We start from the raw sequence: 24,264 nt of genomic DNA on the forward strand, positions 1-24,264 counted from the left end.
TATGACGGATACAAAACTAGATCCATTGGTGATTAAGTTAGGCGGCGCAGCTCTGTCTTGTTCAGAGACGCTAAGTAAGCTTTTTAGCGCAATCGCACAGTATCAAGCCCAAGCTCAGCGACGAATTGTTATCGTTCACGGTGGCGGTTACCTTGTGGATGACTTAATGGCGAAGTTGCAGTTACCAACGGTTAAAAAAGATGGTCTGCGCGTCACGCCTTACGACCAAATCGGTGTGATTGCCGGAGCGCTTGCAGGTACAGCCAATAAAATGCTGCAAGGTCAGGCAATCAAAGATGGCTTAAACGCCGTCGGTTTATGCTTGGCTGATGGCGGTTTATGTGAGGTAGAAGAGCTTGACCCAGAATTGGGTGCGGTAGGTAAATCAACTGCGGGTGACGGAACCGTCACTAAGCTTCTACTTGAAGCTGGCGTAGTGCCCATTATTAGCTCGATAGGCTTGACTAAAAATGGTCAAATGATGAATGTTAATGCCGACCAAGCGGCAGTTTCTGTGGCTAGTGCGTTAGATGCCGAGTTAGTTCTTTTATCTGACGTAAGTGGCGTACTGGATGGTAAAGGTCATCTGATTTCGACGCTTGATGAAGCAAAAGCAAAAAGCCTGATTGAAGGTAAAGTGATTACCGACGGTATGATCGTAAAAGTCAATGCGGCATTGGATGCCGCGAAAGAGCTTGGTCGTCCGATTGAAGTCGCGACATGGCGCTATCCTGAGAAGCTTGCCAAGTTATTTGCCGGTCAAAGCATAGGTACGCAATTCTTACCTCAATAACGAATTAGAAAGAAATAGTGAATGAGAAATGGTTGTGGCAAACAGCCAATTTTAAAACAATTACCCAAACGAATTTAAAGGAATTCTGAGCCCTGACCGCCAAGTACAGAGCCAGATATTTGGAGATATAAAATGAGCAAAGTTCAAGTCAAAAAAGTTGTCGTAGCCTACTCTGGCGGTCTAGATACATCGGTCATCATTCCATGGTTGAAAGAGAACTACGAGTGTGAGGTTGTGGCATTTGTGGCTGATGTAGGTCAAGGCGCAGAAGAGCTTGTGGGTATTGAAGAAAAAGCGATCGCTTCTGGTGCTTCAGAGTGTTACGTGGTTGACCTGAAAGAAGAATTGGTAAAAGACTATATCTACCCTACGCTAAAAACCGGTGCGTACTACGAAGGTAAATACCTGCTAGGTACTTCGATGGCTCGTCCTGTGATTGCAAAAGCACAAGTAGAAATCGCTCGTAAAGTGGGTGCTGACGCACTGGCTCACGGCTGTACTGGTAAAGGTAACGACCAAGTTCGTTTTGAAGGCGCATTTGCAGCGCTAGCACCCGATCTACATGTTATCGCGCCGTGGCGTGAATGGGATCTTGTGAGCCGTGAAGAGTGTCTGGACTACCTGGCTGCACGTAACATTCCGTGTGCGGCATCGCTGACTAAAATTTACTCTCGTGATGCCAACGCATGGCACATCTCAACAGAAGGTGGCGTGTTGGAAAGCACTTGGAATGCACCTAACGCAGATTGCTGGGCGTGGACTGTTGACCCAGAGCAAGCACCAAATGAAGCTGAATACGTGACGCTAAAAGTGAAAAAAGGCGAAGTGGTTGCTGTCGATGGCAAAGAGCTCTCGCCATACCAAGCACTTGTTGCACTCAATGAGAAAGGCGTGAAACATGGCGTTGGTCGTATCGATATCGTTGAAAACCGTCTAGTAGGTATGAAGTCTCGTGGTTGTTACGAAACTCCGGGGGGCACTATCATGATGGAAGCGCTACGTGCTGTTGAACAACTTGTACTAGATAAAGCGTCATTTGAATTCCGTGAAGAAATCGGCATCAAAGCTTCTCACCTCGTTTATGATGGTCGTTGGTTCACCCCGCTACGTAAATCCGTATTTGCTGCGGCAGATGCACTAGCAGAAGACATCAACGGTGAAGTGGTGATCAAGCTTTACAAAGGCCAAGCAACAGCCACGCAAAAACGTTCTGAAAACAGCTTGTACTCAGAAGAGTTCGCAACCTTCGGTGCAGACGAAGTTTACGACCAAAGCCATGCAGGCGGCTTCATTCGTCTTTACTCTTTGGCTAGCCGTATCAGAGCACTAAACGAAGCGAAAAAGTAATTTGAAGGCTCTCCTAAAGGAAGCCAAACTTAACAATAATAAAAACGATGAGGATCGCGAATGCGCGATCCTTATTTGCAATTAAAAAACACCAAACACTGGCAGAAATGAAGTATCCTTTGGCGCAGTAGCCAAGGGATTAGATGCAGGAGAAGCACAATGGCATTATGGGGCGGAAGATTTACCCAAGCAGCAGATACGAGATTCAAAGAGTTTAATGATTCATTACGCTTTGACTACCGATTGGCTGAACAAGACATTGTGGGTTCCATTGCGTGGTCTAAAGCTTTACTTTCTGTAAACGTATTGAGTGAAGACGAACAGCAAAGACTTGAGTTAGCATTGAATGAACTTAAGTTGGAAGTCATGGAAGACCCAGAACAAATTCTGCGTTCAGACGCTGAAGATATCCACTCATGGGTAGAGCAGCAACTGATCGGTAAAGTCGGTGACTTAGGTAAAAAACTTCATACTGGCCGTTCTCGTAACGACCAAGTCGCGACCGACCTCAAACTTTGGTGTCGTCAGCAAGGTCAACAATTGCTGATTGCGCTTGATCGTCTACAAAGCAAAATGGTTGCAGTAGCAAGAGAGCATCAAGGCACTGTGCTGCCGGGTTACACCCACTTGCAACGTGCTCAGCCGGTGACATTTGCACACTGGTGCTTGGCTTATGTTGAGATGTTTGAGCGTGACTATTCACGTGTCAGTGATGCGATTAGACGCCTTGATACTTGCCCGCTTGGCTCTGGCGCTCTGGCTGGTACTGCCTATCCCATGGATCGTGACAAACTGGCGCACAACCTTGGTTTCCGGCGTGCGACACGTAACTCGCTTGATTCGGTATCAGACCGAGATCACGTGATGGAGCTGATGTCTGTCGCCTCTATATCTATGCTGCACCTTTCTCGTCTGGCTGAAGATATGATTTTCTATAACTCAGGTGAGTCTGGTTTCATGGAGTTAGCTGATACCGTCACTTCCGGCTCATCACTGATGCCACAAAAGAAAAACCCAGATGCGCTAGAGCTTATTCGTGGTAAAACCGGTCGTGTTTACGGTTCGTTAGCGGGCATGATGATGACGGTTAAAGCGCTACCGCTGGCATACAACAAAGACATGCAAGAAGACAAAGAAGGTCTGTTTGACGCTTTGGATACTTGGAATGATTGCATGGAGATGGCGGCACTGTGCTTTGAAGGCATTAAAGTCAACGGTGAACGTACACTGGAAGCGGCGAAGCAAGGCTATGCCAACTCTACCGAGTTGGCTGACTACCTGGTAGCGAAAGGCATTCCATTCCGTGAAGCGCACCATATCGTCGGTGTCACTGTGGTTGCTGCTATTGCCAAAGGCTGTGCGTTGGAAGAATTAACGCTAGAGGAATTAAAAGTCTTTTCGCCAGTGATCGAAGATGATGTTTATGCGATTCTGACTATTGAGTCTTGCTTAGAGAAACGCAGTGCTCTTGGCGGTGTAGCGCCTCATCAGGTCGCTTATGCGGTCGAACAAGCGGAAGCGCGGTTATCTAAACGTGATGCGACGTCAGTTAAAGTGCGTCCCGCTCGTTTAACGGATATTGAAGCACTGGAAGGTATGGTGACCTACTGGGCAAATATGGGTGAAAACCTACCTCGTTCGCGTAATGAAATCGTGCGTGATATTGGCTCATTTGCTGTCGCTGAACATAATGGAGAAATCACAGGCTGTGCTTCTCTCTATGTTTATGACTCGGGCTTAGCGGAAATTCGCTCACTAGGTGTTGAAGCCGGTTGGCAGGGGCAAGGTCAAGGTACGGCTATTGTTCAGTATTTGGTGAACAAAGCGCGTCAAATGGCAATAAAGAAAGTGTTTGTACTGACCCGTACGCCTGAGTTCTTTATGAAGCTGGACTTTATCCCAACATCAAAAACCTTGTTGCCAGAGAAAGTTCTTAAAGACTGTGAGAAATGCCCTCGTCAACATGCTTGTGATGAAGTTGCGTTAGAGGTAAGCGTCTCTGAGCAATTAATTACTAAGATGAAAGTTGCATAACTTATTGAATTTAAAGTAAGGAAAAAAAGATCGAAAAAAGATCGAAATTTTCCTGAACCAAAAAGAAAAAGTACGGTCTACTGTAATACCACTGCTTTTTCTTAGAAGAATCTAAGAAAGCCCTAAAACCGATATTGTTTTTAGGGCTTTTTCTTTTTTAAGGCTTTTCATTTTTGGAGCTTTCATTTTTAGGCGATGCTTCTTCTTTTCCCTGACGTTTGCGCCAAGGAAGGATGACGTACTTCATCCACAAGTGTAAAAACAGCAGTGTATTAAAAGCGAACCCCGCAATGATTAAAGCGATCGACTCAATGCTGCGAGGATCCTGCTTAAAGAAGAAAAACCATACCAACCAACACACAACCGACAATACAGTCAGTTGATCCATGCAACGTTGACACCGACCTATCTTGTTCCAAAACCAATTTTGCTGGCAGTCATCGCAAGCCATTTCACTCACCCTAATCAAATATCTACACTGAGTTTAATACCAAACACATTAATTTCCTGATCAAGTAGACATTGAGTACCGATAAGCAAACCCTCCGAGCCATGGATGGCTCGGCGGAGCTTCATGGACGACCGCTCTTATAAAAATAAGGGCGTGTTTGCGTTCGGTGCTCATTGTCTAATACTGAACAAATAAATAGTGAAATTGGTATAACTGCCATTATCGTTATGTTCAGCAAATTAGTCATAAAATCTTTGATAGTTCCAATCAGTTGATGTTATGGTTTTGATAGTTCAATTCTATCGGAGTAAATAATGAATATTCGGGACTTTGAATATTTGGTTTCGTTGGCCGAGCATAAACATTTTCGCAAAGCCGCCGAGGCATGCTTTGTTAGCCAGCCAACATTAAGTGGCCAGATCCGTAAACTGGAAGACGAGTTAGGTACGGTATTACTGGAGCGCAGTAGCCGGCGCGTTTTATTTACCGAGTCAGGCTTACAACTTGTTGAGCAAGCAAAGCGAATTTTAAGTGAAGTGAAAACCTTTAAGGATATGGCGAGTAAGCAGACTGGTGCGATGACCGGCCCCATGCATATTGGGTTTATTCCCACTTTGGGGCCTTATTTGCTGCCTAAGATTGTGCCATCCTTAAAAGTACATTTTCCTGAATTAGAGTTGTTCCTGCATGAAGCTCAAACTCATCAACTGGTTCAGCAATTGGAAGACGGTAAGTTGGACTGTCTGGTTTTAGCCTCAGTGGATGAAACAGCGCAATTCAAAGAGATAGAAGTTTATAACGAACCGATGAGCATTGCGGTTCCCTGTGATCACCCGTGGGCTGATCATGATCAAGTGGATATGCTGGAACTGAATGGCAAAACGGTATTGGCACTAGGCGATGGGCACTGCCTAAGGGATCAGGCTCTTGGATTCTGTTTTGCAGCGGGCGCAAAAGATGATGATCGTTTCAAAGCTACCAGCTTAGAAACGCTGCGCAATATGGTGGCTGCAGGGGCGGGCATTACTTTATTACCTAAGCTATCGCTACCAAAAGAAAAAGTGAAAGACGGTGTGTGCTATATCAAAGCGGTCAATCCTGAACCATCACGTCGCTTAGTGGTCGCATATCGTCCCGGCTCTCCATTACGTCAGCGTTTTGAAACGTTAGCTAAGATGATGAAAGACACTCTTGAATCTCAAGTCTGACAGAACAACAAACTCGGTATTCGATTTATACCTGTCATCCCGGAAAATACGTAGTATTTATCCGGGATCTCGTTATTCCGACTGATGCCGTAGAGTTGACTAGAACAGTTCGTCACTACTACTGGTTGAATAGATATCTCCGGAAAGACTTTCCTGAACATACTCTTTGGGTTCAGTGCCTTTTAAGAAATATTCAAACATAGATGTGGCATCTTGCTTGTTGGTTAACAGGCCTGTGTCCCGGTCAATACGAACGCGCACAATGTCGTTTGGCAGCGCTTTTTCTTGTTCTGGTACACCGTCAAGAGCGAGGCTCATAAACTCAATCCATGCCGGCTGAGCTGTTTTTGCCCCCGCTTCCGCACCTGAAACATCGTCTTCGATGTTTGGATTGGGTATCGTTTTACCTAGATTACGGCTGTGTTCATCAAAGCCAACCCAAGCGATAGCAACCACACCCGGAGCATAACCATTATACCAGGCATCTTTTGAATCGTTGGTTGTACCGGTTTTACCGCCCACATCTCGGCGTTTGAGAGCTTGAGCGCGCCACCCTGTACCATTCCAGCCGGTTTTTTCAGCCCAGTTACCGCCCCCCCAAATGTTGCTGTACATCATTTCACGAACAAGGAATGCCGTTTGTTCAGAAAGTACTTGTTTCGCATAATGGTGTTCAGCATCTTGCTCATCAAACTCGTTTTCAACTTTAGGGCAGTTTTGTCGGCAAACTATTGTCGGGTCAGCTTCAAATTCCAAATCACCGAATGGACCTGTTACTTTTTGGATGTAATAGGGTTCAACGTAATAACCACCATTGGCAAATACCGAATAGCCTTGTGCCATTTTCACTGGCGTTAAGCTGCCTGCCCCAAGTGCAATCGTTTCTGACTTTGGCAGTTGGTCAAGATCAAACCCAAAGCGAGTCAGATATTGACGCGTATCTTCCAACCCGACTTCACGCAGTACGCGCACGGCCATTACGTTTTTAGATTGTGCTAAACCAATACGAACACGAGTTGGACCGGTGTAGGTCGGTGGTGAGTTCTTCGGCCGCCATGCTGTACCTTGGCTTTCATCCCACTGATTGATTGGTGCATCGTTGATGAGCGTAGCCAGTGTTAACCCTTTGTCTAAACCCGCGGCATAGATAAATGGTTTAATACTTGAACCTACTTGGCGTACTGATTGCGTTGCACGGTTAAATTTGTTGTGTACAAAGTTGAAACCGCCGACAAGAGCTTCAATTGAGCCATCTTCTGGATCCATGGCAACAAATGCAGTATTGGCATTGGGTACTTGACTTAATTGCCAAACCGGTTGTTCAGATTCATCTTCAGCGACATTACGTACCCAGATCTGTTGACCTGTTGCTAAGATTTCTTTGGTGCTCGTTGGTAATGGACCCTGGCGTTCGTCAGTAATAAAGCGGCGTGCCCAGTTGAGATTATTCCAATCAATGGTGAACTCGCCTTGATTTTTAATCCAAACCGTGGCTGCTTTGTCTTCCGTGCTCAGGACAACCGCGGGTGAAAGTTCACCATAGGTAGGTTCATTTTTTAGATGTTCAACAATTTGTTCCTCCGACCAAGCGGCTTGGCCCGATTTCCACAACTCTTTTTCTGCGCCACGATAGCCGTGGCGTTCATCGTAGGCAATCAGGTTATGAATAGCCGCTAAGTTAGCTGCTTGTTGGCGTTTAGAATCTACCGTGGTGTAAATGTTCATGCCTGAGGTATAAGCATCTTCGCCGTAGCGTTCAATCATCCACGCACGGGCAATCTCTGCGACATAAGGCGCATTCAGCTCGATTTCAGCGCCATGATAATTGGTCGGTAAAACTTCTGCGCGCGCCTGTTCATACTGTGCTTGGGTGATGTAGTTTTCGGACAGCATTCGAGCCAATACCACATTACGACGGTTAGTTGCTCTTTCCAAAGAGTAAATCGGGTTCATTGTTGAAGGTGCTTTTGGCAAACCCGCAATAAGTGCGATTTCACCTAAGCTTAGGTCTTTGACCTCTTTACCAAAGTAAGATTGTGCTGCCGCACCAACCCCATATGAACGGTAACCTAAGTAAATTTTGTTTAGGTATAGCTCAAGGATTTCTTCTTTTGAAAGCAGTTGTTCAATGTGAATGGCGATAAAAATCTCTTTGATTTTACGCATGATTTTCTTCTCGTTAGACAAGAAGAAGTTACGAGCCAACTGCTGAGTGATGGTACTTGCACCTTGAGAAGCACTGCCTGATGCGACAACCGCAAAGGCTGCGCGGGTAATACCAATCGGGTCAAAACCATAATGGTCATAGAAACGAGAGTCTTCTGTTGCGACGATCGCTTCTATCAGCTCTTTCGGCATCTCTTCCAGCCTGAGAGGAATACGACGCTTTTCACCGAACTGAGCGATGAGCTTGCCATCTTTACTAAAGACTTGCATTGGCGTTTGAAGCTTAACATCGCGTAATGTGGCGACGTCTGGTAGCTCAGGTTTTACATAAAAATAGAAGCCAAAAATTGTACTGACTCCAAGAGTTATGCAAATCAATGAAAAAATTATTAAACGCTTTATGAACTTCACCGGAGAATCCCTGTTTAGTAGAGGCTGCCTTAATGCAAACCCGAGTACTCTAAGCTAAAAATTTAGCTCTCAAAAGTAGTTACCGCTTATTTACCGATCGAATAGGCGCTTTAGCGGAGCTTTCTTATTGGAGTAGAGCTATATGGTTCAATCATTAATTATGGGTGTCGATATCGGTCACCATAGTATTAAAGCAGTGGTCCTAAAACCTTCAGCTGGTAAGTATACGCTGTTCGGTTATAAGGAAATACGTGTTACCGACGATATTTTCGCTGATAACCATGCTGTGGTTTATCAGAAAATTGTAAAGAAACTCAAAGAACTAAAAAAGGGTTTACCTTTATTTAGTCAAAAGGTTGTTATTGCCATCCCAGACAACACGGTAATTAGCAAAATATTACAAATAGATAGCGAACTTGAAGCGAACGAACGCGAGTTTGCTATACATCAAGCATTTTCACATCAATCACCTTTTGCGATGGAAGACGTGAATCTCGATTTTGTGCCGATCATTAAACAGCCATCAGCCGATGGAAGTCTTAGTAAAAACAATATAGCAGCCTACCAAGTGTATGCCACTAAAAGGGAAGTGGTGGAAAGCCGAGTTCTTGCTGTAGAAAAAGCAGGGCTGAAACCTGTTCTGGCCGAAGTTCAAAGCCATGCCTTGGTCAGACTGTGGCAATTGTCCAGCCAAAAGTATGCGAAAGCGGATTGGTTGCTGGTGGACATCGGCCATAGCCAAACAACCTTGTGCTTAGATTTTGTCAATAAACCTCCGTTCTATAAGCAAATAGCCGCAGGAGTAGCCAGCATATCAATTCAAGCGCGGTCAGAGTCTGCTTTGCCAATAAAGGATGATGTTGATGGGTTGGCAGAAAAAATCGCAAAGCAAATTCAGTTGTTTATCTCGGTTAATGGCCCGGCAAGTTTAACGGGCATTTGGCTCACGGGTGGTGGGGCTAATATTGAAGCGCTACAGAATGCATTGATACAGAAAACAGCGCTTATGTGCGACGTGTTGGATCCCTTTAGTCTTTTTAGCCATAAACCTAGCTTTTTTAACTATAAACCTAGCTTTTTTAACTATAAATCGAGTCAACGCCATCGCTGCGAAGTACCTGTGTCAACCTTTGCTACAGCAGCAGGGTTGGCATTATCTGGTATCAACTGGTTAGGGGGTGGTCATGCTGTATAACATCAACTTACTACCTTGGCGAGAAGCGCAAAAACAGTCCAACAGAAGACGCTTTATCTATGTTTCGCTACTGACTGTCGGATTGGCGATGGCAATGCAATGGGGTGGCGGGTGGTATGTCGACCGGCAAGCCGACAAACAACGTGGTCGTGTTGAATTTTTGAATCAACATATCAGCGAATTGGATCGGCAGATCAATGCGTTAAAACAAGTTGAAAACGAGTATCAGGATCTCATGGCTCGTTTTGATATGGTTGAAGCACTGCAAAAAAAACGCAATAAAACCACACAACTGATGGACCTCATTCCCCGGCTCATTCCTGAAGGGGTTTATGTCGATCAAATGAGTATGAATGGTAATGGTGTCAAGCTGCGGGGAATCAGTGACAGTACCGCTCGATTAGCCACTATGCTGGATCTGCTGGAAAATTCTTCTTTTATCTCGGATGTTGAAATGCATTCCATCGTTGCTGGCAATCATCGCTTTGGCAAGCAATTTCAAAGCTTCCAGACCTCTTTTTCGTTCCATATGGCGAGGCGTGATATTCCATCATTGCAAGGAGGAAGCAATGAGTGATTTTAATGACCTGGAACTGGATGAGATCTTAGATTGGCCTCTTATACCTCAGCTCGCGCTGCTGTTACTTGTCGCGTTGTTGATTCAAGTTGCTGGATACTGGTTTTATTTAGTGCCTAAGCAAAGCACCTTAGATGCCCTGTTAGAAGAAGAGCAATTATTAAAATCTGCGCTGCGTGTTAAAGCGCATCAAGCTGCAACTCTGCCGCAACTCAAAGCTCAACTTGATCACTTATCAGATCGTTATGACTATCTATTGCAGCAATTACCGGAGCAGAAAGAGCTTGCAACCATGCTGGCGGCAGTCAATGAACTCGGGATCAAGCATCAACTTAATTTCACTCGCATGGATTGGGGTGAAAAACAACAACAGGCATTTTTGTCTCGTTTGCCTCTCGATCTTGAGCTCACTGGCGAGTACCACCACATCGGTCAGTTTTCACAAGCTATCGCACAGCTACCAAGGATCATTTATTTCGAACATGTTGACTGGCAACGAATCAGTCAAAACAGCCAACGTTTGAATCTGAAAGTGCGTGCATTCACCTATCAGTATCAGCCAGATGAGTCTTTGCCGGAGGTTAGCAATGAATAACAAACGCTGTTATTGGCTCTGGATGTATATTGGTTTGCTCGGCTGTCAGGCAAATGAAGATTCTCTGGTCGATTATGTCGAGCAGGTAACTTTGCAGGCTCGTAAGGAGCTCATTCCGCAACAGCCTATTGTGCCATTTGACGTGTTTATTTATGCCAATACCGAAGCAAGAGAGCCTTTCGAACTGCCAAGAGAAGCCGTGACACAAAACCAACCCATTGCGAACAGAGATTGTTGGCAGCCAGCCAAGCGCACCAGCAAGGGTCCCCTAGAACGTTTTGCCTTAAAGCAACTGAAATTTAAGGGCGTTATGAGTAACGGCAAAAGTACATCAGCACTGATCCAGACTCCCGACGGGAAGTTGGCATACATAGCAAAAGGGCAATATATCGGTATCAATCACGGGCGCGTCTCGGCTGTAGCCAAAGAGTATTTGCTAATAAAAGAAACCTTGCCCGATGGCTTAGGGTGTTGGAATCAGCGTAACGTCAAGTTGGTTTTGAAGTAAGTAGATTGTTGGTGAAGTAAGTAGATAGTGGAGAAAATTATCATGAATGATTGGCTTTCTATGGGGCATAAAATCCTTAGGCATTTTTTTCTAATCACTTGCTTATTGGTGGTTGCGTGTCAAACCGCCAGTGCCGAGCAAAATATCTTAAATAAGCTGAACAACATTGATTTCAACATTAATGCCGATAAAGCGGCGGTTATCCTGGTTGACTTAGCTTCCACTTCGTCCATTGTCGATGTGGCAAAAACGACTAACGGTTTGAACATTAAACTCCTCAATACACAAGTTCCAGACGATAAACTTTTTGTGCTAGATGTGTCTGATTTCGCTACCCTTGTTGAGTCTATTGAAGTATTCCGTCAGCAACCAGATGGTCTTCTTGAGGTGAAAGTGACAGGCGATTACCAATACCATTACCAGCTCAATCACAATGTGTTGGAAGTGGTGATCCGAGGGGTGACTGCCAAAGCGAAACAGCAATTGCTGACAGAACAGGACAGCAAGCCGATATCCATTAACTTTCAGGATATTCCGGTGCGGAGCGTGCTGCAGCTTATTGCTGATTATAACGAGTTCAACCTCGTGGTGTCTGATTCTGTGACCGGCAATATGACGCTACGCCTTGATGAGGTTCCTTGGCAAAAGGCGCTCAACATCATCCTTGAGGCGCGAGGGTTGGATAAGCGAATTGATGGTAATGTGATTTTAGTGGCGACCAAGAGCGAGTTTGATCTACGAGAACAACAAAAGCTAGAACAAGCACGCATGGAAGAAACGTTGGGTGATTTGCAATCCGACATTATTAGCGTCAGTTTTGCTAAAGCTTCAGATATCGCCAAGATGATTAATGGTGAAGGGCCGCTCAGCATGCTATCCGAGCGAGGCTCAATCAGTATTGATGAAAGAACCAATGCACTGTTAATTCGTGAATTACCAGAGAACGTTACGGTTATCCGGGATATTGTCAAATCGTTAGATGTTCCGGTAAAACAAGTGCAGATTGAAGCACGTATTGTTACCGTGAACGAAGGCGATATAGAAGAGCTGGGAGTGCGTTGGGGGCATACCACAACCAATGGCAGCCATAGTTCAGGAAGCAGTATCGAGAGTAACTTGTTTGCAGCAGGTCTTTATGGTGCCGGAGAGCAAGGAGAGGGGCCAGAGGGGAAAAAGATGGTATCCATCGATGATTTCCTGAATGTGAATTTAGCTGCGACAACCACAGGAGCCTCAAGCATTGCGTTTCAGGTGGCAAAGCTGGGGGCAGATACACTGTTGGACTTAGAACTTTCTGCTCTACAAAGAGAATCAAAGGCCGAGGTTATTTCTAGCCCGAGGTTGATTACTACCAATAAAAAACCGGCCTATATAGAACAAGGTACAGAGCTGCCTTATTTGGAAGCGTCTTCCAGTGGTGCTTCCTCGGTCTCGTTTAGAAAAGCGGTATTGAGTCTAATGGTGACTCCGCAAATCACCCCCGACAACCGTTTAGTGCTTGATCTTAGCGTGACTCAAGACCGTGTCGGTGATGTGGTAAAAACAGGCACCGGTGAAGCTGTCGCGATTAACACGCAGAGAATAGGAACGCAGGTATTAGTAAACAACGGTGAGACAGTGGTGTTAGGCGGGATTTTTCAACACAGCGTAAACAGCTCAGTCGAGAAAGTGCCTTTATTAGGCGATCTTCCGTTATTAGGGGCGTTATTTCGTCGAAGCTACGAAAAAATGGGTAAAAGTGAGCTATTAATATTTGTTACACCTAAAGTGGTTATTCAATAACTTATCGCTATTATTCATTATGAAGGAAAATTAAAGTTGCATTAGTGCCACCAGATCTAGATAATTTCGGGTCTTATCACGAAATATCTGTGAGGAATAGGTGCCACAAGCATTCCTATCGTTGACTTATGTCCGGCGAATTTTGTGGCGATGTCATTGAATTAACGTTGTAAATTACTGCTAAACATGGCTGAGAAACGCAATATTTTTCTTGTCGGTCCTATGGGCGCCGGCAAAAGTACAATTGGTCGACACCTGGCTCAACAACTGCATATGGAGTTTGTAGACTCTGATACAGTTATCGAAGAGCGCACTGGTGCTGATATCGCATGGGTATTCGATGTTGAAGGTGAAGAAGGTTTCCGCAAACGCGAAGAAACGGTCATTAATGACCTCACTGAACAGCAAGGTATTGTTCTAGCGACTGGTGGTGGCTCTGTATTGAGCAAAGAAAACCGTAACCGCCTATCTGCACGTGGTATTGTCGTATATTTAGAAACCACCATCGAAAAGCAACTTGCTCGCACCAACCGCGACAAAAAGCGTCCATTACTACAAACGGACAGCCCGCGAGAAGTTTTAGAGAGTTTAGCTGATGGTCGTAACCCTCTGTACGAAGAAATCGCGGACATTACCGTACGTACAGATGACCAAAGTGCAAAAGTGGTAGCCAATCAGATCGTAAAAATGCTAGAAGAACATAACTAATTTGTTCTTTTTATTGGAGTGCAGACCATGGAACGGATCACGGTCAGCTTAGGTGAACGTAGCTACCCTATCTCAATTGGTGCCGGATTATTTAATGATCCGGCTCTTCTTTCTCTTTCCGCAAAACAAAAAGTCGTAGTCATTACAAACCATACCGTGGCTCCATTGTATGCGAGTAAAATCACAACGTTACTTGAGCAAAAAGGTTGCATCAGTTCGGTTCTGGAACTGCCTGATGGCGAGAAATACAAAACCTTAGAAACATTCAATACCGTTTTGAGCTTCCTGCTTGAGCACAATCACAGCCGAGATGTGGTCATCATCGCTTTAGGTGGTGGTGTTATCGGTGACTTGGTTGGTTTTGCTGCCTCATGTTATCAACGTGGTGTGGACTTTATTCAGATACCCACAACACTGCTTTCTCAAGTGGACTCTTCTGTTGGTGGTAAAACCGCAGTAAACCATCCTCTGGGTAAAAACATGATTGGTGCCTTTTACCAGCCGAAAGCAGTCATTATTGATACCAACTGCCTGAATACTCTTCCAGAGCGAGAATTCGCGGCAGGCATGGCTGAAGTTATCAAGTATGGTATTATCTACGACGAAGCTTTTTTCGTTTGGTTAGAACAACATATGGATGAACTGTATGCGTTGGATGAACAAGCTCTGACGTACGCAATCGCGCGTTGTTGCCAGATTAAAGCGGAAGTTGTTGCTCAAGATGAAAAGGAATCGGGCATTCGTGCCTTGTTGAATTTAGGTCATACATTTGGTCATGCGATTGAAGCTGAACTTGGATATGGCAATTGGCTACATGGTGAAGCGGTTTCCGCAGGAACCATGATGGCGGCGAAAACAGCGCAACTGCAAGGTTTTATTACCGAGCAACAAGTTGAGCGAATCCTTTCTATATTTAAAAGAGCAAAATTGCTGGTACATACCCCAGAAAGCATGTCTTTCGATGATTTCATGAAACACATGATGCGCGATAAAAAAGTGCTGGCGGGCGAGTTACGCCTGGTATTACCAACCAGTATTGGTGCATCAGAGGTAGTGAAAGGCGTACCGGAAACCATTATTGAGCAGGCGATCGATTATTGTCGCACCCTATAGCGGGGTGCTTACTTTAGGGTAATGCTGTTTTCCTTTAGGATGAACGATGAATTTGGCACATGTACTGGAATTAGATTCTCAGACCGAGTTATTGGAGCGTTTACAGCTTCTCACTCGTTTTAGCTCAAATTTAATCAATGTCTGTGGTAACCAAGGAGCCGGTAAATCTTGGCTGGCACAGCGTTACCTTGAAGCGTGGGCAAATGACAAAAATCAGTCATTGCTCATGTGTCATCCTAATCAAAACGACGAACAACGACGTCTAACCATTCTTTCTCAGCTCAGCTCTGAATCTCTGTTCAACCCTAAAGACTCTCTGGTGGAAAGTTTTTCACATCTGTTTGAGCAAGCCCAATGTGATGTGGTTGTGGTCATCGATGATGCTCATCTGTTGTCGGAAACATTAGTCTCTGAATTGTGGATGTGGATCTTAGAATCTCAGGCAAATCCGCACTGGACAGTGAACGTAGTCCTGTTTGCGCAATCTATTGGTTTAGATGCGTTATTAACTCGTTTAAGCTACGGACAAGAACACAAACCAGTTGACTTAGAAATTGAATTGCTGAGTCGCGATGAAGCCGATCGTTTGTTTGAACAACGAGTTATGCGTTATGTTGATGACGAGCATGAACGCCGCGTAAGAGCAGCTTATAAAAAAGTGAAAAACTTACCAGGAGAAATTATGGCTCTGGGAGAACAGAAAATGGAAAAACGTATTGTGATTCGCTCAATTATTGGTTCGCCAGTGAAAGTGGCTCTGTTGGTCGTGTTGCTGCTGTTATTGATTGGTGGTGGTTACTGGTGGTGGTTGTCACAACCGTCTCCAGACGACAAAGCGCAACAGATGACTCTGGTCAAAGAGCAAACGGTGATTCCTACCCTGAGTGAGCCGACTCCGACGACAGATACCAACTCGATAAATACCACGCCATCATCTCCGCTTGAAAACAGTATCACTGACGATTCTGCAGCATTACCGCCGGATGTTGTTGAGAGCGAAGAAGGTGTTGGTGTGTCTGACAGTGACCAACAGCGCGTGGTGATCACCTCTGATGTGGTGGATGCTCTGTTAGAAGGTAAACCCGAGAAAGCGGATACCTCTAAGATCGATACTCTGGTGGATGAGTCTGCTGTACCGCAAGTTTCTGTCTCTCAAGCTTCTGTCTCTCAAACAACTATAACAGCGGCGCAAACCGTGGATATTGAGCAAGCCAAACCTGTGACCGCCGTAACCGAAACTCCGCCGGCAGTAAAAGTGACCTTTTCGTTTGCGAGAGAAGAGCTGAAAGCCATGTCTCCTCGCAGCTATACCTTACAATTGGGTGCTTTTAATTCCATTGCTGATGCACAGCGTTTCATCAATCAGTATCAGTTGCAAGGTAAGGTCAATGTCTACCCGACACTCAGAAATGATGCAGAATGGTACATTATTACCTACAGCAACTATCCAACCATTCAGTTAGCGAGAGATGCGGTAGAAACCTTGTCAAATCCTTTGCAACAACTTGGACCTTGGGCAAAATCGTTAAGCCAAGTGCATAGAGAGATTGAACGTGCGAAATAAACCTGAGCTCGCTGACAAAATGTGTTACATTCCGTAGCCTTATTTTTGTGGTTAAGAATTAGAGCAGTAGATGAAAAAGCAGCGTGCCTTTCTGAAATGGGCTGGTGGTAAATATGGTCTAGTCGAGGATATTCAACGCCATTTGCCATCTGCTGAACAATTGGTAGAGCCATTTGTCGGTGCCGGTTCCATATTCTTGAACACAGAGTATGAGCACTATCTGCTGGCAGATATTAACCCCGATCTAGTTAATCTCTACAAGTTACTGAAAGAAAATCCACAGCAGTATATTACCGAAGCTAGACGTTGGTTTGTGGCCGACAACAACCGTAAAGAGTTCTATCTCGATGTCCGCTCGCAGTTCAATCGCTCTGACGATGTTTTCTATCGCTCGCTGGCATTTCTATACATGAACCGTTTTGGTTTTAACGGCCTTTGCCGTTACAACAAAAAGGGTGGATTCAACGTTCCATTTGGATCCTATAAAAAGCCGTATTTCCCAGAATCGGAACTGGAATTCTTCGCACAAAAAGCGCAAAAAGCGACGTTTATCTGTGCCGGTTACGAAGAGACATTTCGTCAAGCCGGCAAGAGCAGTGTGATTTATTGCGATCCACCGTATGCGCCACTGTCGAACACGGCAAATTTCACTTCATATGCTGGTGCCGGTTTTACGCTTGATGATCAGGCAGCGCTAGCTGACATCGCAGAGAAAACCGCAAGCGAACGCAATATCCCGGTCTTGATTTCAAACCACGATACCATTTTAACCCGCCGCCTCTATAACGGTGCGCAGTTAAATGTGGTCAAGGTAAAACGCACGATTAGTAGCAATGGCTCTGGTCGTAATAAAGTGGATGAATTGCTGGCACTGTTCAACGCCCGCTCTTAAATTCAACACTGTTAATGCTTGGGAAGATTTGCTAGCTATCTTCTTCGCTAAATCGCCCTGCTTAGAAAAACCGAAGCCCTTAACGCTAGGATCTACAGCCTCCCTTAGGTAGAATGATGCACACATTGTGTTCAGCTTGCATTCAATAAGCCTAAGAGGTCAGGTATGAAAGATTTTCTCATTGCTCCATCCATTCTTTCCGCAGATTTAGCTCGTCTGGGAGAAGATGTCGAAAAAGCGCTCGCAGCCGGTGCTGACGTTGTGCACTTTGATGTGATGGATAATCACTACGTACCTAACCTGACTTTTGGTGCACCGATTTGTAAAGCGCTGCGTGACTATGGCATTACTGCACCAATCGATGTGCACTTGATGGTTAAACCTGTTGACCGCATCATCCCTGATTTTGCTAAAGCGGGTGCCTCTATGATTACTTTCCATGTGGAAGCGTCAGAGCACGTTGACCGTACATTGCAACTGATTAAAGAACACGGCTGTAAAGCGGGTGTGGTTTTAAACCCTGCGACATCATTAAGCCACTTGGATTACCTGATGGATAAAGTGGATATGATTCTGCTGATGTCGGTAAACCCAGGTTTTGGTGGTCAATCGTTTATTCCACATACATTGGATAAACTGCGCGCGGTGCGTAAGTTGATTGATCAAAGCGGTCGCGATATTCGCTTGGAAGTGGATGGCGGTGTTAAAGTGGAAAACATCCGTGAAATAGCTGAAGCTGGCGCTGATATGTTTGTTGCAGGTTCAGCGATTTTTGACCAACCCGATTACAAAGCTGTGATTGATGATATGCGTGCACAGTTGGCTGATGTTGAAAAATAATTATTAATAGAAAAGAGAAAGTTAGGGAAGTTGATAGTGAAGCAAATAAAACTGATCGCTTTTGATTTAGATGGTACGTTATTGGATAGCGTTCCAGATTTGGCTGTCGCAGCAGATCAAGCCGTACAAGCATTAGGTTACCCTGGTGTGACAGAAGTTGAAGTGAGAGATTATGTTGGCAACGGTGCCGATATTCTTATTGGTCGTTCTTTAAGTCGTAGCCTTGTCGTTGACCCTGCGTTGGATAAAGACGTGCAGACAAAAGCTCGTGAGCTGTTTGATGATTTTTACCAAAAGACCGGTCACAAACTCAGTCACTTATACCGCAATGTCAAAGAGACGTTGGCGTCTTTGCATCAGGCGGGTTTTACTCTGACATTGGTGACCAATAAACCGTCTAAGTTTGTGCCGCACGTACTGGAACAACACAATATCGCTCAGTACTTTACTGACGTGATTGGCGGCGACACCTTCCCCAATAAAAAGCCTGATCCTATGGCTTTAAACTGGCTGTTAGAAAAACATCAGTTGGACGCCAGCCAAATGCTGATGGTCGGTGATTCCAAAAACGACATTCTGGCGGCGAAAAACGCGGGCTGCGCTTCGTTTGCTTTAACTTACGGTTACAACCACGGTGAACCTATTGCCAATGCAAACCCAGATTATGTTGCTGATGACATTGCACAATTGCTCGATGTTGTGGCGGTTTGAGCATAAAAACTATTTTTTTAACTAGAAGATGGTTAACGAGAGAATTCTTAACTAGAAAAATACTCGTTAATGAGTACACTGCTAAATCGCGCTGAAATGTTCAGGTTATAAACCGATTCAGCGCGTTAGACTGTTTGACCTTATATTCTTATCTGTAACAAGGAAATCATACCCATGAGCAAACCCATCGTATTGAGTGGTGTTCAGCCATCTGGCGAACTAAGTATCGGTAACTACTTGGGTGCTCTACGTCAATGGCACCAAATGCAAGACGATTATGATTGCCAATATTGTGTTGTTGATTTACATGCAATTACGGTTCGCCAAGAGCCTAAAGCCCTGCATGAAGCAACGCTAGACGCCTTGGCGATTTGTTTGGCCGTTGGTGTTGATCCGAAGAAGAGCACGCTTTTTGTTCAGTCTCACGTACCGGAGCATGCTCAACTTGGTTGGGTATTGAACTGTTATACACAAATGGGTGAACTGAGCCGTATGACTCAGTTTAAAGACAAATCAGAACGTTATGCGAATGATGTCAACGTGGGTCTGTTTGATTACCCAGTGTTAATGGCGGCAGATATTCTGTTGTATGGTGCGCATCAAGTACCAGTTGGCAGCGACCAGAAGCAACATTTAGAGTTGGCGCGCGACATTGCCACTCGTTTTAACAACATCTATGCGCCAGAAGCGCCAATCTTCACCATTCCAGAGCCGTACATTCCAACGGTAAACGCACGGGTGATGAGCTTGCAAGATGCGACCAAGAAGATGTCTAAATCAGACGATAACCGCAAAAACGTGATCACTCTGCTAGAAGATCCTAAGTCGATCATTAAGAAGATTAATAAAGCGCAAACCGATACAGAAACGCCGCCACGTATCGCTCACGATGTTGAGAACAAGGCGGGTATTTCTAACCTAATGGGCTTGTACTCAGCAGCAACAGGCAAAACTTTTGCTGAGATTGAAGCCGATTATGCCGGGGTTGAAATGTACGGTCCGTTCAAGAAAGACGTTGGTGAAGCATTGGTTGCGATGCTTGAACCAGTGCAAGCTGAATATGCACGTATCCGTAATGATCGCGAATACTTAAACAGCGTAATGCGTGATGGTGCTGAAAAAGCATCGGCTCGTGCACTGCAAACGCTGAAGAACGTATACCAAGCCGTCGGTTTTGTGGCGCGTCCATATTAGTATTCAATCCGTATTCCAAGGCTAGCTTTGCTAGCCTTTTCACCATTTATCATTTTGGCGTGCCATTGTTATAGATTGAATGTTATAGATTGAATCTGAGCAGTGGATTCGTAGAATGCGGGTGGTTCTCATTGCAATAGATATTTCAGCCTATGTTACTCATCATCGATAACTACGACTCTTTTACTTATAACTTGTACCAGTATTTTTGCGAGCTGGGCGCACAAGTGAAAGTGGTGCGTAATGATGAGATCACATTAGAACAAATTGAAGCATTGGCTCCTTCCCATCTGGTTATTTCTCCCGGACCATGCACGCCAAACGATGCGGGTATTTCGTTGGATGCGATTAAACATTTTACCGGGAAATTGCCTATTCTCGGTGTTTGTCTCGGACATCAAGCCATAGCGCAGGTCTTTGGCGGCGAAGTGGTGAGAGCCCGCCAAGTGATGCATGGCAAAACATCGCCAATTAAGCACAATGGCAAGAGTGTTTTTGCTGGTTTGAATAATCCCCTCACTGTGACTCGTTACCACTCTTTAGTGGTGAAAACAGACTCCTTTCCTGATTGTTTTGAATTAACGGCATGGACTGAGCTCCCAGATGGCAGCATGGATGAAATTATGGGTTATCAACATAAAAGCCTAGCGATTGATGCCGTTCAGTTTCATCCTGAGTCGATCAAAACAGAACAAGGGCATGAGTTGTTAGCAAATTTCCTACGTCGTTGATTGACTTGTACTAAGTCATCATTCCCTGACAGAGATCACTATTCATTATTTTCCTTATCTCAATGCCATGATTTGTCTCTGGTGAAATTTTATTCGTGATATTTCATCTGCTTTTTACCGAATAGCTCATTTCTTATGGGGTTCTGCTAATTATTTTGTGATGAAACGTAGAAATTGCTTCATAAAAGTCTTGGCTTGTTGCATAAATACTCAACAGTAGTGTCATTTATTAGTCGGGAAAAGACTGTGAAGGGATAAATCACTATTGAAATGGTCAATATTTTGTAAATACAATGCTGCGCTCACTAAAATAATATACAAAATATCAAGCTTATATTTTTGTAGTTAGGTCGACGATCTACAAGGCGTGCAGTATTAAAAAGGGACGAGCAATGACAACTGAAATGAATGTAGAACGCGGTCTGTTTGATGAGGTGATGGTACCTTGTTATAACCCAATGGAATTCATCCCGGTTAAGGGACAAGGCTCACGCGTATGGGATCAACAAGGCAATGAGTACATTGATTTTGCTGGCGGTATCGCGGTGAGTGGTTTAGGTCATTGTCACCCAGCGATGGTTAACGCGTTGACCGAGCAAGGCAACAAGCTTTGGCATCTCAGTAACGTGATGACAAACGAGCCAGCACTTCGTCTGGCGAAGAAACTGACCGAAATCAGCTTTGCGGAAAAAGTATTTTTCTCAAACTCAGGTGCAGAAGCAAACGAAGCAGCACTTAAGCTTGCGCGCCGCTATGCCGCAGATGAGTTCGGCCCTGATAAATCTGAAATCATTGCCTTTAAACAAGGTTTCCACGGTCGTACTTTTTTCACTGTCACCGTTGGTGGTCAAGCCGCTTACTCAGACGGTTTTGGTCCAAAACCGGGTGACATTACTCACCTTGAGTACAACAACGTTGAAGCGCTGCGTGCACACATCTCGGATCGCACTTGCGCGGTGATGATCGAACCACTGCAAGGTGAAGGTGGTATTGTCTCGCCAACGCCAGAGTTCATCCAAACGGTTCGTGAGCTGTGTGACAAATACAATGCGTTATTGATTTTCGATGAAGTTCAAACGGGTAACGGTCGTACTGGTCACTTCTTCGCATACCAAGGTCTAGGTATTACTCCTGATATTCTCAGCACAGCTAAATCTCTTGGCGGTGGTTTCCCTATCGGTGCCATGCTAACCACAACTGAGCTTGCACAGCACTTTAAGCCCGGTACACACGGTTCTACCTACGGCGGCAACCCACTAGCCTGTGCGGTAGCAGAAGCGGTCGTGGACATCATTAGCCAACCTGAAACTCTGGCAGGTGTGCTTGAGCGAGAAGCGCTATTCCGTGCAGGTTTAGAGAAGATTAATGCTAAGTACAAGGTGTTTTCTGAAGTTCGCGGTAAAGGTCTGTTGATCGGTGCTGCGTTAAACGAAGAGTGGCAAGGTCGGGCTCGCGACATTCTTGTTGCCGCCGGTAAACAAGGTCTAATGATTCTGATGGCGGGTGCCAACGTAGTTCGTTTGACGCCATCGTTAGTCATCGAAAAAGAAGAAATTGAACAAGGCTTAGCGCGTTTGGATAAAGCAATCGCATCACTTGTGTAAAGCTAAGCGACAAGGAATAGAGCATGACTCAGTGGGCAGCAGAACAACCGAGGATAGCAGGGCAACAGTGGATCGCCGGGCAGTGGTTAGAAGGTAAAGGTGAAATGCTTTCATCTTTAAGCCCTTATAATGATGAAATCATTTGGCAAGGTCAAAGTGCAACACAACAGCAAGTCGAACAAGCGGTCGCTTCTGCTCGTAATGCCTTTGTTCGCTGGAAAAAACTGCCTGTCGCAGAGCGTGAAAAAGTTCTGCTCGCTTTTGCGGAAAAAATTAAACAAAGTAGCGAACAAATTGCCGAAGTGATCGCGAAAGAAACGGGGAAACCCATTTGGGAGACTCGCACTGAAGCGGCTGCAATGGCGGGTAAAATTGCTATCTCCATTCGTGCATACCATGAGCGTACTGGTGAAACGGTACGTGAAGCGGCGGGTAACCAAATTGTACTGCGCCACCGCCCGCTAGGTGTTATGGCAGTATTTGGCCCGTACAATTTCCCGGGTCATTTGCCAAATGGTCATATTGTTCCTGCGTTACTGGCAGGTAACACTGTGGTGTTTAAGCCTTCAGAGCAAACGCCATGGACGGCTGAAGTCACGATGAAGCTTTGGCAAGCCGCCGGTCTGCCAGCCGGTGTTATCAACCTGATACAAGGCGGTAAAGAAACCGGCATCGCGCTCGCTCAGTCCAAAGGTATTGATGGTCTACTGTTTACCGGTAGTGCTAATACGGGGCACATCCTGCATCGCCAATTTGCGGGTCAACCAGATAAGATGCTCGCGCTAGAAATGGGCGGGAATAATCCCATGCTGATTTCTGAGCAGTTCGGTGAGTTAAACGCAACGGTTTATACCATCATTCAGTCTGCATTTATCAGTGCTGGTCAACGTTGTACCTGTGCGCGTCGCCTGTACGTTCCGATGGGGGCGAAAGGTGATGAACTCGTGGCTCGCTTAATCGAAGCAACTAAGAAGCTGCGTATGGATCAACCATTTGCTGAGCCTGCGCCATTTATGGGGCCACAAATCTCTAAAGCGGCTGCCGACTTTATTTTGCATGCACAAGCGAATCTTCAATCACTGGGCGGTAACAGCCTTGTTGAAGCGCAAAGTAAAGGTGCTGCGTTTGTCTCGCCGGGTATTATTGATGTTACGGCTATCGCGCAACTTCCTGATGAAGAGTACTTTGGTCCGCTGCTGCAATTAGTGCGTTATCAAACTCTAGAGCAAGCCGTTGAATTGGCTAACAATACTCGTTTTGGTCTGTCGGCTGGTCTTGTGACTACCGATGATGCAGAGTGGGAATACTTCGTAGACCACATTCGTGCCGGTATTGTTAATCGCAACCGTCAGCTAACGGGAGCGAGTGGTGATGCACCATTTGGTGGACCGGGCGCTTCAGGTAACCTGCGTCCAAGCGCATTCTACGCTGCGGACTACTGTGCTTACCCTATGGCATCAATGGAAGGTTCGGCAACCGAGCTTCCAGCGACACTAAGCCCGGGTGTTGAACTGTAATACCGTCCTAGGTAAAAATATGATCAAATTGGCCATTCGCTGAGCAGAAAGTTTTCTCTCGTTCCCATGCTTTGAAGTGACCCCCAATAGTTGGACAACCAATTATTGGGGGTCTTTTATTTATGTCCAAATACAGTCGCGAGTTAAAGTTCAAAGTAGCTAAAAAGTATCTTGATGGCTCCACTCCTCGAGAGCTCGCTGAAAAATATTCTGTCCCAACAAAACATGTTCGTTATTGGGCTCATGTTTTCACTATGCATGGTTCAAATTCATTTTTAATTGATGGCCATTCTCTTAGTGCGGAAGCTAAGCTGGAAGCGTTG

21 protein-coding genes and 1 pseudogene are annotated in these 24,264 nt (G+C 45.2%); 20 read left to right on the forward strand and 2 right to left on the reverse strand.

Translation table 11 applies throughout. The features are described 5' to 3' along the window. The first annotated feature begins 1 nt into the window (after position 1). The 3 genes from argB to argH all read left to right on the forward strand — a co-directional run bounded on the left by argB (position 2) and on the right by argH (position 4,174). Positions 2-793 carry an acetylglutamate kinase gene (argB, locus tag ACK5MF_RS12440; RefSeq protein ID WP_416922672.1) on the forward strand — a complete coding sequence of 264 codons (792 nt, stop codon included), beginning with the start codon at positions 2-4 and terminating at the stop codon, positions 791-793. 132 nt (positions 794-925) lie between these two features. After that, complete coding sequence (locus ACK5MF_RS12445; RefSeq protein ID WP_416922674.1) at positions 926-2,140, forward strand: argininosuccinate synthase; 1,215 nt, start codon at positions 926-928, stop codon at positions 2,138-2,140. A 159-nt stretch (positions 2,141-2,299) separates the two neighbouring features. Further along, on the forward strand, positions 2,300-4,174 hold the full coding sequence (gene argH / locus ACK5MF_RS12450) for an argininosuccinate lyase (RefSeq protein WP_416922676.1): 1,875 nt from the start codon (positions 2,300-2,302) through the stop codon (positions 4,172-4,174). Positions 4,175-4,331: 157 nt separating this feature from the next. On the opposite strand, the gene ACK5MF_RS12455 is transcribed toward argH, so the two are convergent. Next, complete coding sequence (locus ACK5MF_RS12455) at positions 4,332-4,625, reverse strand: DUF3624 domain-containing protein (protein ID WP_416922678.1); 294 nt, start codon at positions 4,623-4,625, stop codon at positions 4,332-4,334. Between the two features lie 314 nt (positions 4,626-4,939). Between ACK5MF_RS12455 and oxyR the strand changes: the two genes are divergently transcribed. Beyond that, the gene (gene oxyR / locus ACK5MF_RS12460) at positions 4,940-5,833 is read left to right on the forward strand and encodes a DNA-binding transcriptional regulator OxyR (RefSeq protein WP_416922680.1); all 894 of its coding nucleotides are present in this window, start codon (positions 4,940-4,942) and stop codon (positions 5,831-5,833) included. A gap of 99 nt (positions 5,834-5,932) precedes the next feature. On the opposite strand, the gene ACK5MF_RS12465 is transcribed toward oxyR, so the two are convergent. Beyond that, positions 5,933-8,410 carry a penicillin-binding protein 1A gene (locus ACK5MF_RS12465; RefSeq protein ID WP_416922682.1) on the reverse strand — a complete coding sequence of 826 codons (2,478 nt, stop codon included), beginning with the start codon at positions 8,408-8,410 and terminating at the stop codon, positions 5,933-5,935. A 142-nt stretch (positions 8,411-8,552) separates the two neighbouring features. Here ACK5MF_RS12465 and pilM point away from each other — a divergent pair, with 142 nt between their 5' ends. The 16 genes and pseudogenes from pilM to ACK5MF_RS12545 form a co-directional block, all read left to right on the forward strand. After that, positions 8,553-9,605: a type IV pilus assembly protein PilM gene (gene pilM / locus ACK5MF_RS12470; RefSeq protein WP_416922684.1), complete on the forward strand. Its 1,053-nt coding sequence runs from the start codon at positions 8,553-8,555 to the stop codon at positions 9,603-9,605. Next, positions 9,595-10,182, forward strand: coding sequence for a PilN domain-containing protein (locus ACK5MF_RS12475; RefSeq protein WP_416922686.1), 588 nt, complete (start codon positions 9,595-9,597; stop codon positions 10,180-10,182). Before pilM ends, ACK5MF_RS12475 begins: the two co-directional genes overlap by 11 nt. Continuing rightward, the gene (locus ACK5MF_RS12480) at positions 10,175-10,777 is read left to right on the forward strand and encodes a type 4a pilus biogenesis protein PilO (RefSeq protein ID WP_416922688.1); all 603 of its coding nucleotides are present in this window, start codon (positions 10,175-10,177) and stop codon (positions 10,775-10,777) included. Before ACK5MF_RS12475 ends, ACK5MF_RS12480 begins: the two co-directional genes overlap by 8 nt. Then, on the forward strand, positions 10,770-11,285 hold the full coding sequence (locus ACK5MF_RS12485; protein ID WP_416922690.1) for a pilus assembly protein PilP: 516 nt from the start codon (positions 10,770-10,772) through the stop codon (positions 11,283-11,285). Before ACK5MF_RS12480 ends, ACK5MF_RS12485 begins: the two co-directional genes overlap by 8 nt. A gap of 42 nt (positions 11,286-11,327) precedes the next feature. Beyond that, a complete protein-coding gene (locus tag ACK5MF_RS12490) occupies positions 11,328-13,067 on the forward strand; it encodes a type IV pilus secretin PilQ (protein WP_416922692.1) in 1,740 nt (579 codons plus the stop codon). A 186-nt stretch (positions 13,068-13,253) separates the two neighbouring features. Further along, positions 13,254-13,775 carry a shikimate kinase AroK gene (gene aroK, locus ACK5MF_RS12495; RefSeq protein ID WP_416922694.1) on the forward strand — a complete coding sequence of 174 codons (522 nt, stop codon included), beginning with the start codon at positions 13,254-13,256 and terminating at the stop codon, positions 13,773-13,775. Between the two features lie 27 nt (positions 13,776-13,802). Next, the gene (aroB, locus tag ACK5MF_RS12500) at positions 13,803-14,888 is read left to right on the forward strand and encodes a 3-dehydroquinate synthase (RefSeq protein ID WP_416922696.1); all 1,086 of its coding nucleotides are present in this window, start codon (positions 13,803-13,805) and stop codon (positions 14,886-14,888) included. A gap of 46 nt (positions 14,889-14,934) precedes the next feature. Further along, positions 14,935-16,452 carry an AAA family ATPase gene (locus ACK5MF_RS12505; protein ID WP_416922698.1) on the forward strand — a complete coding sequence of 506 codons (1,518 nt, stop codon included), beginning with the start codon at positions 14,935-14,937 and terminating at the stop codon, positions 16,450-16,452. 70 nt (positions 16,453-16,522) lie between these two features. Next, positions 16,523-17,344, forward strand: coding sequence for a Dam family site-specific DNA-(adenine-N6)-methyltransferase (locus ACK5MF_RS12510; RefSeq protein ID WP_416922700.1), 822 nt, complete (start codon positions 16,523-16,525; stop codon positions 17,342-17,344). A gap of 165 nt (positions 17,345-17,509) precedes the next feature. Then, positions 17,510-18,184, forward strand: coding sequence for a ribulose-phosphate 3-epimerase (rpe, locus tag ACK5MF_RS12515; RefSeq protein WP_416922702.1), 675 nt, complete (start codon positions 17,510-17,512; stop codon positions 18,182-18,184). Positions 18,185-18,220: 36 nt separating this feature from the next. Next, complete coding sequence (locus tag ACK5MF_RS12520; RefSeq protein ID WP_416922704.1) at positions 18,221-18,895, forward strand: phosphoglycolate phosphatase; 675 nt, start codon at positions 18,221-18,223, stop codon at positions 18,893-18,895. 174 nt (positions 18,896-19,069) lie between these two features. Further along, positions 19,070-20,089 carry a tryptophan--tRNA ligase gene (gene trpS / locus ACK5MF_RS12525; RefSeq protein ID WP_416922706.1) on the forward strand — a complete coding sequence of 340 codons (1,020 nt, stop codon included), beginning with the start codon at positions 19,070-19,072 and terminating at the stop codon, positions 20,087-20,089. A 152-nt stretch (positions 20,090-20,241) separates the two neighbouring features. Continuing rightward, positions 20,242-20,820 carry an aminodeoxychorismate/anthranilate synthase component II gene (locus tag ACK5MF_RS12530; protein ID WP_416922708.1) on the forward strand — a complete coding sequence of 193 codons (579 nt, stop codon included), beginning with the start codon at positions 20,242-20,244 and terminating at the stop codon, positions 20,818-20,820. A 392-nt stretch (positions 20,821-21,212) separates the two neighbouring features. Beyond that, the gene (locus tag ACK5MF_RS12535) at positions 21,213-22,424 is read left to right on the forward strand and encodes an aspartate aminotransferase family protein (protein WP_416922710.1); all 1,212 of its coding nucleotides are present in this window, start codon (positions 21,213-21,215) and stop codon (positions 22,422-22,424) included. Between the two features lie 23 nt (positions 22,425-22,447). Then, positions 22,448-23,941 (forward strand): succinylglutamate-semialdehyde dehydrogenase, encoded by a 1,494-nt coding sequence (astD, locus tag ACK5MF_RS12540; RefSeq protein WP_416922712.1) that lies wholly within the window; start codon positions 22,448-22,450, stop codon positions 23,939-23,941. Positions 23,942-24,063: 122 nt separating this feature from the next. Continuing rightward, positions 24,064-24,264 (forward strand): annotated as a pseudogene (locus ACK5MF_RS12545) (helix-turn-helix domain-containing protein); the annotation flags it as partial.

The organism is Vibrio sp. (genome assembly GCF_047973365.1).
Classification (GTDB): Bacteria; Pseudomonadota; Gammaproteobacteria; order Enterobacterales; family Vibrionaceae; genus Vibrio.

Excerpts from the sequence above, each read along its gene's own strand:
- argB (WP_416922672.1), top strand. The coding sequence starts at position 2 with ATGACGGATACAAAACTAGATCCATTGGTGATTAAGTTAGGCGGCGCA.
- ACK5MF_RS12445 (WP_416922674.1), top strand. The coding sequence starts at position 926 with ATGAGCAAAGTTCAAGTCAAAAAAGTTGTCGTAGCCTACTCTGGCGGT.
- argH (WP_416922676.1), top strand. The coding sequence starts at position 2,300 with ATGGCATTATGGGGCGGAAGATTTACCCAAGCAGCAGATACGAGATTC.
- ACK5MF_RS12455 (WP_416922678.1), bottom strand. The coding sequence starts at position 4,625 with ATGGCTTGCGATGACTGCCAGCAAAATTGGTTTTGGAACAAGATAGGT.
- oxyR (WP_416922680.1), top strand. The coding sequence starts at position 4,940 with ATGAATATTCGGGACTTTGAATATTTGGTTTCGTTGGCCGAGCATAAA.
- pilM (WP_416922684.1), top strand. The coding sequence starts at position 8,553 with ATGGTTCAATCATTAATTATGGGTGTCGATATCGGTCACCATAGTATT.
- ACK5MF_RS12475 (WP_416922686.1), top strand. The coding sequence starts at position 9,595 with ATGCTGTATAACATCAACTTACTACCTTGGCGAGAAGCGCAAAAACAG.
- ACK5MF_RS12480 (WP_416922688.1), top strand. The coding sequence starts at position 10,175 with ATGAGTGATTTTAATGACCTGGAACTGGATGAGATCTTAGATTGGCCT.
- ACK5MF_RS12485 (WP_416922690.1), top strand. The coding sequence starts at position 10,770 with ATGAATAACAAACGCTGTTATTGGCTCTGGATGTATATTGGTTTGCTC.
- ACK5MF_RS12490 (WP_416922692.1), top strand. The coding sequence starts at position 11,328 with ATGAATGATTGGCTTTCTATGGGGCATAAAATCCTTAGGCATTTTTTT.
- aroK (WP_416922694.1), top strand. The coding sequence starts at position 13,254 with ATGGCTGAGAAACGCAATATTTTTCTTGTCGGTCCTATGGGCGCCGGC.
- aroB (WP_416922696.1), top strand. The coding sequence starts at position 13,803 with ATGGAACGGATCACGGTCAGCTTAGGTGAACGTAGCTACCCTATCTCA.
- ACK5MF_RS12505 (WP_416922698.1), top strand. The coding sequence starts at position 14,935 with ATGAATTTGGCACATGTACTGGAATTAGATTCTCAGACCGAGTTATTG.
- ACK5MF_RS12510 (WP_416922700.1), top strand. The coding sequence starts at position 16,523 with ATGAAAAAGCAGCGTGCCTTTCTGAAATGGGCTGGTGGTAAATATGGT.
- rpe (WP_416922702.1), top strand. The coding sequence starts at position 17,510 with ATGAAAGATTTTCTCATTGCTCCATCCATTCTTTCCGCAGATTTAGCT.
- trpS (WP_416922706.1), top strand. The coding sequence starts at position 19,070 with ATGAGCAAACCCATCGTATTGAGTGGTGTTCAGCCATCTGGCGAACTA.
- ACK5MF_RS12530 (WP_416922708.1), top strand. The coding sequence starts at position 20,242 with ATGTTACTCATCATCGATAACTACGACTCTTTTACTTATAACTTGTAC.
- ACK5MF_RS12535 (WP_416922710.1), top strand. The coding sequence starts at position 21,213 with ATGACAACTGAAATGAATGTAGAACGCGGTCTGTTTGATGAGGTGATG.
- astD (WP_416922712.1), top strand. The coding sequence starts at position 22,448 with ATGACTCAGTGGGCAGCAGAACAACCGAGGATAGCAGGGCAACAGTGG.